The sequence below is a fragment of the Kribbella sp. CA-293567 genome (genome assembly GCF_027627575.1).
Taxonomy (GTDB): Bacteria; Actinomycetota; Actinomycetes; order Propionibacteriales; family Kribbellaceae; genus Kribbella.
The window spans coordinates 5,025,520-5,037,616 of sequence record NZ_CP114065.1 but is presented as its reverse complement, the minus strand read 5'-3'; the positions used below and the strand labels follow the sequence as shown (position 1 = coordinate 5,037,616).

Below are 12,097 nucleotides of genomic sequence, written 5' to 3'. Positions count from 1 at the left end.
AGTCGTGTCAGTAGAGCGGAGCAGGGTGATGGAGATCAGGCGACTCGACCGGCCGGGCGATCTCGGCTGGGTCGTGCAGGCCCACGGCGAGCTGTACGGCGCGGAGTACGGGTGGGGGATGGACTACGAGGCGCTGGTGGCCCAGATCGTCGCCGACTACGGCAAGGACCACGACCCGTCCCGCGAGGCGGCCTGGATCGCCGAGCACGAGGGCGAACGCGTCGGCAGCATCTTCTGCGTGCGCGGACCGGACGACGTGACGGCCAAGCTCCGGTTGCTCCTGCTGGAACCGTCGAGCCGCGGCCAGGGCCTCGGTGGGCGGCTCGTCGACACCTGTCTGGCGTTCGCGCGGGAGCGTGGCTACCAGCGGATGGTGTTGTGGACCAACGACCCGTTGGTTGCCGCCCGCCACATCTATCTGGCCCGCGGCTTCGAGTTGACGAGCGAGGAGCCGCACGACCTGTTCGGCTCGGGTCTGCTGAGCCAAACCTACGAGCTGAAGCTCAGCTAGAACTGCCGGCCCGGCGTCTGGCCGAAGGTACGGCGGAAGACGTCGATGAAGGCGCTGGGGCTCGACCAGCCGCAGCGGTAGGCGACGGTGGTGACCGGCTCGTTGCCGGCCAGCAGGATCAGGGCGTGGTGCAGTCGAAGCTGGGTGCGCCACTGCGGGAAGGTCATCGCGAACTCCTGCCGGAAGAGGCGGGACAGCGTTCGCTCGCCGGCTCCCACGTCCGCGCCGAGCCGGGAGAGCGCGCGCCCGTCGGCGGGATCGGCGTGCAGGATCTCGCAGACCGCGGCGAGACGGGAATCTGTTGCCACTGGCAACCTGATCGGCTGCTGCGGCGACCGCTCGAGCTGATCCAGCAGTACGCCGCGGATCCGGCCCCGGGCGGCGCTGTCGTCGGCCGGGTCGGCGGTGTAGGCGATGATCAGCTCGCGGAGCAGCGGTCCGACGGCCAGTACCGCGGGTGCGTCCAGGCCGACCGGGTTCTGGTCGGCCGGCAGTCCGACCAGGTGCAGATCGGTCGGACCGTGGGCGCGGTGCTCGTGGACGGTCCCGGCCGGCACCCAGATCGCTCTGGTGGCGGGGGCGATCCAGTGGCCGCGATCCGTGGTCACGGCGAGCACGCCGCGGGCGGCGTACGCGATCTGGTGGTCGTCGTGGCGGTGTGCGTCGATCTCCGCGCCGGGGGCGAGCCGGCGCAGAGCGGTCGGCGCGATCGGGGCGTGGCGGGGAATCGACATGATGTGTCAGATTATCGGAAGCCGGACACCGCGCCAGGGGCCCAAAGTGGTCGAGTGAAGCGCTTCCAGACCGCCCTGCTGTCCACCGGCCACGGCAGCGTGGATCTCTACCAGGGGATCGTGCCGGTGCTCGTCCCGTTCCTGGTCGCCGAGCGAGGTTACGGCTACCTGGCCGTCTCCGGGTTCGTGCTCGCGGCGACACTGCTGTCGTCGGTCGTCCAGCCGGTCTTCGGTCTGCTGACGGATCGCTGGTCGATGCCGTGGCTGATCCCGGCGAGCATGATCACGTCCGGTCTCGGAGTCGCGCTGATCGGCGTCTCGTCGTCGTACCCGTTCGCGCTCGCGGCGATCGCCCTGACCGGCATCGGCGTCGCGGCGTACCACCCGCAGGCGGCCCGTACCGCGCGGTCGGTGACCGGAGGCAGTCACGTCGGCATGAGCTGGTTCTCGCTCGGCGGCAACCTCGGTTTCGCGGTCGCACCGGCGGCCGGACCGCTGCTCGCGTACTCCGGCCTGGCGGCGACCCCACTCCTCATCCTGCCCGCGGTGGCCGGCGCTGCCATCACCGTGCCGCTGCTGCGCTCCGGCAGCGCGGCGCGACTCCGCCCCCAACGAGTCGGAGTCGACGACTGGCCCGCCTTCCGCACGCTGACGGCGATCATCGTCCTTCGCTCGATCGCGTACGTCGGCCTCAGCACCTTCCTCAGCCTGTACGTCGGCCAACGGCTGCAGCTCAGCGCGGGAGCAAGCGCGACGACTCTCTTCGTGCTGTTCGGCGGGGGAGTGATCGGCACCTTGCTCGGTGGTCGCCTGGCCACCCGCTTCGGCCGGATCACCACCATGCGCTGGTCGTACGCCGTCGCCGCGCTCGCGCTCGCAGGTGTCGCCCTGGTCCCCAACGCGGCGCTCTTCGTCTTCGTCGCGTTGAGTGCCATCGCCCTCTACGTGCCGTTCTCCTTGCACATCACCCTCGGCCAGGACTATCTGCCGACGCGCGTCGGTACCGCGAGCGGAGTGACACTCGGGCTTGCCGTCAGTGCAGGTGGGGTGATGGCCCCGGCGCTGGCCGCAGCTGCCGAGGCGACCTCGCTCCAGTTCGTGCTCGCCGCGCTGGCGATCCTGCCGGCTCTCGGCTGTCTCCTCACCCGCCGGCTCACCGAACCGGCCTGAGCCGGGAGATGGTGGCCGCGACAGCGTGGTGAGTGAACGGGCCGGTCTGTAAGCCGGATCCTGTAATAGGCGATCATCTATCTACGGTGACCGTTGCCGGGCACCTCTAGCAGCCTACCCGCGAGCTCGGGCGGGCAGCCCTCGAGCGCTCGCGCGGACGACGGTTGCCCGTCGCCCTTCTTGGCCTTGCTCCACGTGGGGTTTACCTAGCCTCCGCAGTCACCTGCGGAGCTGGTGGTCTCTTACACCACCGTTTCACCCTCACCCGCACCTTGATGAACCACGGGGTCCATCCAGGCCGCTGGCGGTCTGTTCTCTGTGGCACTGTCCCGCGGGTTGCCCCGGGTGGGCGTTACCCACCACGTTGCCCTGTGGAGTCCGGACTTTCCTCGGCGCCCACCGTTGCCGGTGAACGACGCGATCGCCCGACCGGCCCGTTCACTGTCAGGATAGGGCCTGCGCGCTCACTTCCGGGTATCGGCCGTCGGCGGTCCGCTCGTACGGCCGGACGTCGACCACCGCGTGCAGGTTCAGCGGCCCGTAGAGGTGCGGGAACGAGATGCCCACCGCGTCCAGATCCTCGTCGCACAGCGCCGATACCAGGAGCTCGGTGTCGATGACCAGCAGGCACAGCGGCTCGGTCACGTCGGTGTAGAACGAGTTGGCGACCAGCGCCACCTGCTCCGGGCGGGAGCAGTGGATGAAGGCGGCGCCGTCGTCGAGCGACTTGCCGCGGGTCGACCACCGGTAGCTGCCGGCCCGCTGGGCCGCTTCCCATTGGCCGGCGAAGGCCAGGTGCATGATCAGAGCCATCCTCCAAACCTAGTGCCGGATGAGCCGCAAACCGCGCAGGACAGTTATGCAGAATATTCTTTGCAGAAACTATTCTGCATCAGCTACGGTAGCCGCATGAGCGAGCGCGAGGTCCACCACGGCGAAGAACTGAAGGCGCTGACCCACCCGCTGCGGCTGCGAATGCTGGCCGCGCTCCGGGAGGACGGTCCCGCGACCGCGACCGAGCTGGCCCGCCGGTTCGCCACCGACACGGGAGCGACCAGCTACCACCTGCGCAAGCTCGCGCAGTACGGGTTCGTCGAGGAGGCTGCCGTCGAGGGGCACCCCCGGGCCCGGCACTGGCAGGCGGTGCACTCGACCACCTCGTGGAAGAACACCGAGGTCGGTGCGACCAGCGAAGGCCGGACAGCCGCGGACTGGATGCGCCGCCAGCAGGCCGGGATCCTGCAGTCCGACGTCGAGTCGTTCGAGCAGCTCCAGGACAGCCTGCCGGCGGAGTGGATCGACGCGGCCGGTATCGGCGACCAGCTGGTCAGGCTCACTCCGGAGTCCGTCAACCAACTCTGGGAGCGGTTCTACTCTCACCTCGAAGAGTTGAAGGCCGCGGATGCCGGCGATCCGGCCGCGCGCCGGGTGTCCGTCGTGGTCAGCGCGTTCCCGCGCCCGGAACCGTCATGACGGGCCAGGCGGCCCGCCGCCGCTATGCGCTGATCAGCTTCCTGACCTGGCTGCCGACCGGGCTCTACATCCCGGTCATGGTTCTGCTCCTGCTGGAGCACGGGATCGGGCTGCCGACGGTGGCCGCTCTGGGCGTGGCGTACTCCGCGACCATCATGCTGCTCGAGTTGCCGACCGGTGGTCTCGCCGACGTCGTCGGTCGCCGGCCGATGATGATCGCGTCGGCCGCAGCCAGCCTGGCCGGCTTGCTGCTGCTCGGCTTGGCCGAGTCGCTGTGGCTGCTGGTCCTCTCCGGCGTACTGCGTGGTCTGGCTCGCGCCCTGGGCAGCGGTCCGATCGAAGCCTGGTACGTCGACCAGGTGCCTGCTGAGGAGGCCGGTGAGCTGACGCACGGGTTGTCCCTGGGCGTCATGGCGGCCTCCGTCGCGATGACCGTCGGGACAGTTGGTGGTGCACTGATCCCGTTCGGCCTGGGGGTGAGTCTCGCGGTGCCGGTGCTGATCGCCGCGGGTGCCGACGCGGTGCGGCTGGTCGTCACGCTGGTGGCGATGCCTGAGGCGAAGTACGAGGCCTCGACCTTGCGCAGCATCGTTCGCGGTGTGCCGGCGGTGATCGCGGGCGGTGTGCGGCTTGCGGTACGGAACCTTGCGCTGACCCGCATCCTGCTCGTGAGTGCGGGCATGGGCGTCGCGTTGGCGGTCATCGAGCTGCTGACGCCGGGGTGGATGGCGGAGCTGGCGGGTTCGGCTGACCGGGGCGTGCTCGCCTACGGACTGGTGGCGGCGGTGGGCTTTGCCGCGGACGCCCTGGGAAGTTCGGTCAGTATGCCGCTGCTGCGCCGGCTAGGTTCGGCGCGCGCGGTGGGTCGTGCCGGGTACTGCGTCAGCGTGATCGCCCTGGCGGCGATGGCGGCCGCGAGTGCGGTCAGTGGATTCGCGGGGATCCTGGCGGCCGGGATCGCGTACTTGCTGATGTTCGTCGGCTTCGGGATCGCGGCCGGCCCGATGGGACAGCTGCTGCACAGTCAGATCATGGCGGCCGAGCGAGCGACGGTCGTGTCGGTCCAGTCGCTTCTGTTGCAGCTGGCGGGTGCGGTGGGCGCTGTCGCCCTCGGCTACCTCGCGGTGGTCACCGGTCCGGCCGTCGCGTTCCTGGTCGCGGCGGCGCTGCTGGCCGTCCCGGTGGCGCGGTTGGTGGTTCCGGAACCAGTGAGGTCTTGACAGCGGAGGGTGATCGCAGAAAGATCCGATGTCTACCTGTGATCCTCTCCGCCCCCAGGTCGCAGGTCCGCACCATCTCCAGGAGAGATCCGATGAACACCCTCCTGCGATCCCCCCTGCCCAAAAACCGCCCGAAGTACCGGTCCCGAAACCTGTCCAGAGCTCTGCCCAGACTGCTGCTGGTGACAGCGGTGCTGGCCGGATCACTGGCCACCAGTGGGCCCGTCGCTTCAGCGGCACCAGCAACCACGGCCTGGCAGAACGGCTCCTTCGTCGTCGACCGGCCGAACCTCGTCCGCCGCTCCGACATCGTGCTCGCCCGCCCCAACTCGGCACCGGCCGAATCGCTTCCCCTGGGCAACGGCGCCCTCGGTGCGGCGGTGTGGTCGGCCGACGGGTTCACCGCCCAGCTCAACCGCACCGACACGTTCCCCGACCGCAAATCACTCGGGCACGTGGTCATTCCCGGCCTGTCCCGGATGGCCGCTGCCGCCGACTTCAGCGGCCGCCTCGACCTGTACGACGGAATGCTGCGGCAAAGCGGCGGCGGCATGACGCTCACGGCGTTCATCCGCGCCGACACCCAGCAATTGGTGGTCGACGTCACCGGAGCCGATCCCAACGCGACGCAGACCGCTCAGGTGAAGCTCTGGAGCGGCCGTACGCCGACCGCCCGTGCCTCGGGCCCAGTCGCCGCGCTGGCCGAGACCTGGGTGGACAACAGCGGTGCCGGTGCATCCGGCCGGACCTTCGGATCGCTGGCCGGCGTCACGGCCGGCGGACGCAATGTCATCGGGTCCACTCCGAACGCTTTGACCGCGCAGGTCGCCTTCCAGCCCAATGCCGACGGCTCGTTCCGCGTCGTCGTCGCAGCGCCGACCTGGACCGGCGGCGACCCGATCGCCACCACCACGGCGGTACTGAACGGTGCGGCCACGCGGCCGGCGAGCGAAGTACGGAGCGCGCATCTGCAGTGGTGGCACAACCACTGGAGTCAGGCCGGCCTGATCAAGATCAGCTCGGCCGACGGCACCGGTGACTACGTCGAGAACCTGCGAACGATCTTCCTCTACGCGAGTGCTGCCCAGAGCAGGGGAGTGCTGCCCGGATCGCAGGCCGGGGTCGCCGACCTGTTCACGTTCTCGCAGGACCGTCGTGACTGGTATCCGTCCGGCTACTGGTTCTGGAACCTGCGGATGCAGGTCGCGGCCAATCTCTCGGCCGGTCTGCCCGGACTCAACGATCCGATGTTCCGGCTGTACAAGGACAATCTCGAGGCGATCGCGTCCTGGACGAGCACCCAGATGCCCGGCCGGCAAGGGCTCTGCGTGCCGGAGACGATGCGGTTCAACGGCAACGGCACCTATGCCGGCGGGACCAGCAACGCCTCCTGCGACTCGACCATCGCGCCGACGTACAACTCGCTCACGGTCACCACCGGGGCGGAGATCGGGTTGTGGGTCTGGGAGCACTACCGGATGACCGACGACCGGGCCTTCCTGCAGGCGCACTACCCACTGATCAAGGGCGCGGCGCAGTTCCTGCTGTCGCACGCGACCACGAAACCGGACGGCAAGCTGCACACCTGGTCGAACGCGCACGAGACCCAGTGGGGCGTCGACAACCCGACCACCGACATCGCGGCGATGCAGGCCTTCTTCCCGATCGCGGTGAAAGCCGCGCAGACCCTGGGCGTCGATACCGCCTTGGTCAGCCAGCTGAACTCGGCGATCCCGAAGATCCAGGTACTGCCGCGGACCGACACGGCGACGCAGACCCAACTGCTGACTCCGTCGTCCGATGCCGGTGGCAACACCATGATCGGGCTGTCCGCCCAGCCGACGGCGGCCCGGCACAACAGCGAGAACATCGGGCTCGAAGCGGTCTGGCCGTTCAGCCTGATCGGTGACGCCGGCCCGCTGACGGCGCTCGGCCGGCGGACCTTCACGCACCGCAGCTATGTCAACGGCAACGACTGGAGCTACGACCCGTTGCACGCCGCCCGGCTCGGGATGGCGAGCGAGATGAAGACCGCACTGCTGGCGGCGATCAGGTCGTACCAGGTCTATCCGTCCGGAATGGCGAGCTTCACCGCCCAACAGGCCTTCGAGCCCTACATCGAGCAGTCGGGAGTGCTCGCGGCGACGGTTGCCGAGGCGCTGGCGACCGACTACGACGGCGTACTGCGAATCGCTCCATCTTGGCCGTCCGACTGGACCGGCGAGGGAACTGTTGCCATTGGCCACAGATCGAGGGTGCACGTCCAGATCGCCGGCGGCAGCCCGGCCACGGTCGCCATCTCGTCGGGCGCCGACCAGCAACTCGCCGTACGCAGTCCGTGGCCCGGTCAGAGCGTCACGGTGCTGGACGGTCAGACCCGGGCCACCGTGGTCGGTCCGCAGAGCAACGGCACCTTCACCATCCCGGCGCAGTCCGGCAAGACCTACCTGGTGGAGAAGACCGGCGCCGCGGCCCAGCCGTTCCAAGCCCTCACCGGTACGCCGGCGACGGCCGCGCGCCGTTGGGACAAGGCCACGATCGGCCTGCCCAAGCAGACACCAGGCAGCGGCACGATCAGTCTGCGCGCCAAGGCCAACGGCAAGTACGTCACCGCCGGCACCGGCACACCGCTGATCGCGGACAGCACCACGAACGGCACCGCCCAGCAGTACGAGCTCACCGAGCTCGGTGGCGGCAACGTGTCGCTGCGCGCCAAGGCCAACAACCTGCTGGTTGCCGCCGACAACGCGGGCGACGGGCCGCTGCTGGCCAAGAACCAGGTGGTCGGGTCCTGGGAGACCTTCCAGCTGATCCGTAACGGCGACGGCTCGGTCAGCTTCCGGGCCCAGATCAACAGCAAGCTCGTCTGCGCCGAGAACGCCGGGGCCGCGCCACTGATCGCGAACAGAGACGTGATCGGCCCGTGGGAACAATTCGACCTGATCACCAACTGAGGAGCACGACCATGCAGAAGAAAGGTACCCGGCGGCTCTCGTTGCTGATCACGGCCGCACTGACCGCGGCACTTGGCTTGAGCCCACTGCCGGCCGAAGCCGGATCGACGATCCCACCCGGCGACTACCAGCAGGTGTCGCTCGCGAGCGGCGGGGGTGAGCTCGGCGAAGCGATGTCGCTGGCGATCCTGCCGAACCGCTCTGTCGTCCACACGGCGCGCGACGGAACAGTACGGATCACCGACCCGGCCGGTACGACGTCGGTGGCCGGCAAGCTCAACGTCTACACCCACGACGAGGAGGGCCTGCAGGGCGTCGCGGCCGATCCGGGCTTCGCGACCAACCGCTATCTGTACCTCTACTACTCACCCCGCCTGTCCACCCCCGAGGGCGACGCGCCGACCGAGGGCACCCAGGCCGACTGGGACCGCTGGAAGGGCGAGCTCTACCTGTCGCGGTTCACCCTGAAGAGCGACAACACCCTCGACCTGGCCGGCGAGAAGATCGTCCTGCGGGTGCCGAGCGATCGCGGTCAGTGCTGTCACGTCGGCGGCGACCTCGATTTCGATGCCGCAGGCAACCTCTACCTGACCACCGGGGACGACAGCAACCCGTTCCAGTCCGACAGCTACACCCCGATCGACGAGCGCACCAACCGCAACCCGCAGTTCGACGCGCAGCGCAGCTCCGGCAACACCAACGACCTGCGCGGCAAGCTGCTCCGGATCAAACCTCAGCCGGACGGCACCTACACGGTTCCGAGCGGCAACCTGTTCGCGCCCGGCACCGCGCAGACCAGGCCCGAGATCTACGCGATGGGCTTCCGCAACCCGTTCCGGATGACCGTGGACAAGCCGACCGGCATCGTCTACCTCGGGGACTACGGTCCCGACGCCGGGGTCACCAACCCGAACCGCGGCCCGAACGGACAGGTCGAGTTCGACCGGATCACCGCCCCCGGCAACTACGGCTGGCCGTACTGCACGGGCACCAACACCAGCAGCGAGACCTACAACGAGTTCCAATTCCCCAGCGGCCCCTCGGCGGCGAAGTACAACTGCGCGGGCGGTCCCACCAACAACTCCTTCCGCAACACCGGCCGGACCACGCTGCCACCGGCGCAGCCGTCCTGGATCCGGTACGGCGGTGACGCGGGAACGCCGCCCGAGTTCGGCGGCGGCTCGGAGTCGCCGATGGGCGGCCCGGTCTACCGGTTCGACCCGAACCTGAACTCCGCGGTCAAGTTCCCGCAGTCGCTGAACGGCCGGTACTTCGCCGGTGAGCTCGGCCGGCAGTGGATCAAGGCCATCGAGGTGACCGGCAGCGGTGGCGTCGGCGACATCGGCGCGTTCCCGTGGACCGGTACGCAGGTGATGGACATGGCTTTCGGGCCGGACGGCGCGCTCTACGTGCTCGACTACGGCACCGGCGCCAACAACCAGGCACTGTGGCGGATCGAGTACAAGGGCGCCACCAACCGCAACCCGATCGCCAAGGCAGCCGGTACGCCGACCTCCGGTGGCCGTCCGCTGGCCGTGGCGTTCTCGTCCGCGGGCAGCTCGGACCCCGAAGGCGGGGCGCTGACCTACCGCTGGACCTTCGGCGACGGCGGGACGTCGACGCAGGCCAACCCGTCGTACACCTACAACACGGCCGGCAACTTCACCGCGACGCTGACTGTCACCGACCCGGCCGGGCTGACCGGTTCGGCCAACGTTCAGATCAGCGTGGGCAACACGGCTCCGACGGTCACCTTGCAGACCCCGGCCGACGGGCAGCTGTTCTCGTTCGGCGACACCGTGCCGTTCCAGATCACCGTGACCGATCCCGAGGACGGCACGATCGACTGCAGCAGGGTGAAGCTGACCTACCTGCTCGGCCATGACGCGCACCAGCACCAGATCACCTCCAAGAACGGTTGCAGCGGATCGATCGCGGTACCGGTCGACGGTGAGCACGATCCCGCGGCGAACGTGTACGGCGTGTTCGACGCGGAGTACACCGACAACGGCGGAATCACCACGCATACCCAGCGCAAGCTTCAGCCCCGGCACCGTCAGGGCGAGCACTTCAGCGGCCAGTCGGGAATTCAGTTGGCCGACCACGGCAGCGCCGAGGGCGGCAAGACGGTCGGTTTCGTCGACAACAACGACTGGATCTCCTTCCAGCCGTACGCCGTCGGCAACGCGACCTCGGTCAGAGCGCGCGTCTCGTCCGGTGGGATCGGTGGCACGATCGAGGTCCGGGCCGGCTCCGCGACCGGTGCGCTGATGGGCACGATGACGGTTGCCCCGACGGGAAGCTGGGACACCTTCGTCGACGTGTCGGCAAACCTGACCAACAAGCCTGCCGGGACCACCACGTTGTTCTTCGTCTTCAAGGGGGCGACGGGACAGGGCAACCTGTTCGACCTCGACGCCTTCACGTTCGTCACCTCGGTTTCGACCGGTACGACGGCGGAGGGCGAGGCGTTCACGGCGCAGTCCGGCGTACAGGTGGCTCCACATGCGGGGGCCAGTGGTGGGCAGACGCTGGGCTACATCGACAACGGTGACTGGGCGGGCTACAGCCAGGTCAGCTCCGCCGGTGCACGGTCGTTCAGCGCCCGGGTCTCCTCCGGCGGGGCGGGCGGCACCATCCAGGTGCGGGCCGGATCTCAGACCGGCCTGCTGCTCGGGTCGGTCGCCGTACCGGTGACCGGTGGCTGGGAGAACTTCCAGACCGTCTCGACCGCTCTGACCGGCACTGCCACCGGCCCGCTCTTCCTGAGCTTCACCGGGGCCACCGGCGCGCTCTTCGACATCGACACCTTCACCGTCTCTCGCTGAACAGGACAACCACTATGACTACTTTCACGCGTCGTGAGTCCCTGGTGACCGGTGCGCTGCTGCTGGTCGGAGGAGTCGTCGTCGGACGGCCCGCGACCGCTTCGGCAGCCGCCGCCGCTCCCTACCAAGTGCTCGTGTTCAGCAAGACCGCCGGGTTCCGGCACGACTCCATCCCGGCCGGCATCCAGGCGCTCCGGGACCTCGGGGCAGCGAACAACTTCACCGTGACAGCCACCGAGGACAGCAATGTCTTCACCACCTCGCAGTTGGCCGCCTACAAGGCGGTCGTCTTCCTGAGCACCACCGGCGACATCCTGAACGCCTCCCAGCAGACGGCGTTCGAGACGTACATCAACGGCGGTGGCGGCTACGTCGGAGTCCACGCCGCCGCCGACACGGAGTACAACTGGCCTTGGTACGGGCAGTTGGTCGGGGCTTGGTTCCACAGTCACCCCGCGATCCAGCAGGTGACCGCCAGGGTCGAGGACCGCGCGCATCCGTCGACGGCGCACCTCGGCACCACCTGGGTCCGCACGGACGAGCTGTACAACTACCGCACCAACCCCAGGCCGAACGTGCGGGTGCTGATCAACCTCGACGAGTCCACCTACAGCGGCGGCAACATGGGCGATCACCCGATCGCCTGGTATCACGCCCAGGGTTCGGGACGGTCGTTCTACACCGGCTTCGGGCACACCATCGAGTCGTACTCCAACCAGGCGTTCCGGCAGCATCTGCTGGGCGGCATCCAGTACGCCGCCGGTGCGGGATCGGTTCCGCCGGTGACGTCGGTGGAGGGCGAGGCGTTCACGTCGCAGTCCGGCGTACAGGTGGCCGGGCATGGTGGCGCCAGCGGCGGGCAGACGCTGGGATACATCGACAACGGTGACTGGGCCGGCTACTCGCAGGTGAGTACGGCCGGCAAGACGAGCTTCAGCGCGCGGATCTCGTCGGGTGGGGCCGGAGGCACGATCCGGATCCGGTCGGGCTCGGCGGCCGGGCCGGTGCTCGGGACGGTCGCAGTACCGGTGACCGGCGGCTGGGACAACTTTCAGACCGTCTCCACCACGCTCAACGGCTCGGGCAGCGGTCCGCTGTTCCTGACGTTCAGTGGTGGGTCCGGCGCCTTGTTCGACATCGACACCTTCACCGTCGGCTGACCCCGATCAGCGCCCGGAGGACGGCTCCGGGCGCTGGTAGGTTCTCG

General features: G+C 68.8%; 9 protein-coding genes and 1 other RNA gene. 7 read left to right on the top strand and 3 right to left on the bottom strand.

Features of this window, described 5'->3' with window-relative positions:
- Positions 1-28 precede the first annotated feature (28 nt).
- The gene (locus OX958_RS23030) at positions 29-511 is read left to right on the top strand and encodes a GNAT family N-acetyltransferase (RefSeq protein ID WP_270131276.1); all 483 of its coding nucleotides are present in this window, start codon (positions 29-31) and stop codon (positions 509-511) included.
- Here OX958_RS23030 and OX958_RS23025 read toward each other — a convergent pair.
- Entirely contained in the window at positions 508-1,245 is a 738-nt protein-coding gene (locus OX958_RS23025) for an AraC family transcriptional regulator (RefSeq protein WP_270131275.1), read from the bottom strand. The genes OX958_RS23030 and OX958_RS23025 overlap by 4 nt on opposite strands.
- A gap of 54 nt (positions 1,246-1,299) precedes the next feature.
- Between OX958_RS23025 and OX958_RS23020 the strand changes: the two genes are divergently transcribed.
- The gene (locus OX958_RS23020) at positions 1,300-2,415 is read left to right on the top strand and encodes an MFS transporter (RefSeq protein WP_270131274.1); all 1,116 of its coding nucleotides are present in this window, start codon (positions 1,300-1,302) and stop codon (positions 2,413-2,415) included.
- Between the two features lie 33 nt (positions 2,416-2,448).
- On the opposite strand, the gene rnpB is transcribed toward OX958_RS23020, so the two are convergent.
- Both rnpB and OX958_RS23010 read right to left on the bottom strand, forming a co-directional pair.
- An RNA gene (gene rnpB, locus OX958_RS23015) (RNase P RNA component class A) lies at positions 2,449-2,852 on the bottom strand.
- Positions 2,853-2,859: 7 nt separating this feature from the next.
- Positions 2,860-3,228: a DUF952 domain-containing protein gene (locus OX958_RS23010; RefSeq protein WP_270131273.1), complete on the bottom strand. Its 369-nt coding sequence runs from the start codon at positions 3,226-3,228 to the stop codon at positions 2,860-2,862.
- A 96-nt stretch (positions 3,229-3,324) separates the two neighbouring features.
- Between OX958_RS23010 and OX958_RS23005 the strand changes: the two genes are divergently transcribed.
- The 5 genes from OX958_RS23005 to OX958_RS22985 all read left to right on the top strand — a co-directional run bounded on the left by OX958_RS23005 (position 3,325) and on the right by OX958_RS22985 (position 12,050).
- Complete coding sequence (locus OX958_RS23005) at positions 3,325-3,888, top strand: winged helix-turn-helix domain-containing protein (protein WP_270131272.1); 564 nt, start codon at positions 3,325-3,327, stop codon at positions 3,886-3,888.
- The gene (locus OX958_RS23000; protein ID WP_270131271.1) at positions 3,885-5,108 is read left to right on the top strand and encodes an MFS transporter; all 1,224 of its coding nucleotides are present in this window, start codon (positions 3,885-3,887) and stop codon (positions 5,106-5,108) included. The genes OX958_RS23005 and OX958_RS23000 overlap by 4 nt, the downstream gene beginning before the upstream one ends.
- A gap of 92 nt (positions 5,109-5,200) precedes the next feature.
- Positions 5,201-8,062, top strand: coding sequence for a fascin domain-containing protein (locus tag OX958_RS22995; RefSeq protein ID WP_270131270.1), 2,862 nt, complete (start codon positions 5,201-5,203; stop codon positions 8,060-8,062).
- 11 nt (positions 8,063-8,073) lie between these two features.
- Positions 8,074-10,890, top strand: coding sequence for a carbohydrate-binding protein (locus OX958_RS22990; protein ID WP_270131269.1), 2,817 nt, complete (start codon positions 8,074-8,076; stop codon positions 10,888-10,890).
- 14 nt (positions 10,891-10,904) lie between these two features.
- The gene (locus tag OX958_RS22985; RefSeq protein WP_270131268.1) at positions 10,905-12,050 is read left to right on the top strand and encodes a ThuA domain-containing protein; all 1,146 of its coding nucleotides are present in this window, start codon (positions 10,905-10,907) and stop codon (positions 12,048-12,050) included.
- Positions 12,051-12,097 lie beyond the last annotated feature (47 nt).

Coding starts and splice junctions, on each gene's coding strand:
- OX958_RS22995 (WP_270131270.1), top strand. CDS start 5,201: ATGAACACCCTCCTGCGATCCCCCCTGCCCAAAAACCGCCCGAAGTAC.
- OX958_RS22990 (WP_270131269.1), top strand. CDS start 8,074: ATGCAGAAGAAAGGTACCCGGCGGCTCTCGTTGCTGATCACGGCCGCA.
- OX958_RS23025 (WP_270131275.1), bottom strand. CDS start 1,245: ATGTCGATTCCCCGCCACGCCCCGATCGCGCCGACCGCTCTGCGCCGG.
- OX958_RS22985 (WP_270131268.1), top strand. CDS start 10,905: ATGACTACTTTCACGCGTCGTGAGTCCCTGGTGACCGGTGCGCTGCTG.
- OX958_RS23030 (WP_270131276.1), top strand. CDS start 29: ATGGAGATCAGGCGACTCGACCGGCCGGGCGATCTCGGCTGGGTCGTG.
- OX958_RS23010 (WP_270131273.1), bottom strand. CDS start 3,228: ATGGCTCTGATCATGCACCTGGCCTTCGCCGGCCAATGGGAAGCGGCC.
- OX958_RS23000 (WP_270131271.1), top strand. CDS start 3,885: ATGACGGGCCAGGCGGCCCGCCGCCGCTATGCGCTGATCAGCTTCCTG.
- OX958_RS23005 (WP_270131272.1), top strand. CDS start 3,325: ATGAGCGAGCGCGAGGTCCACCACGGCGAAGAACTGAAGGCGCTGACC.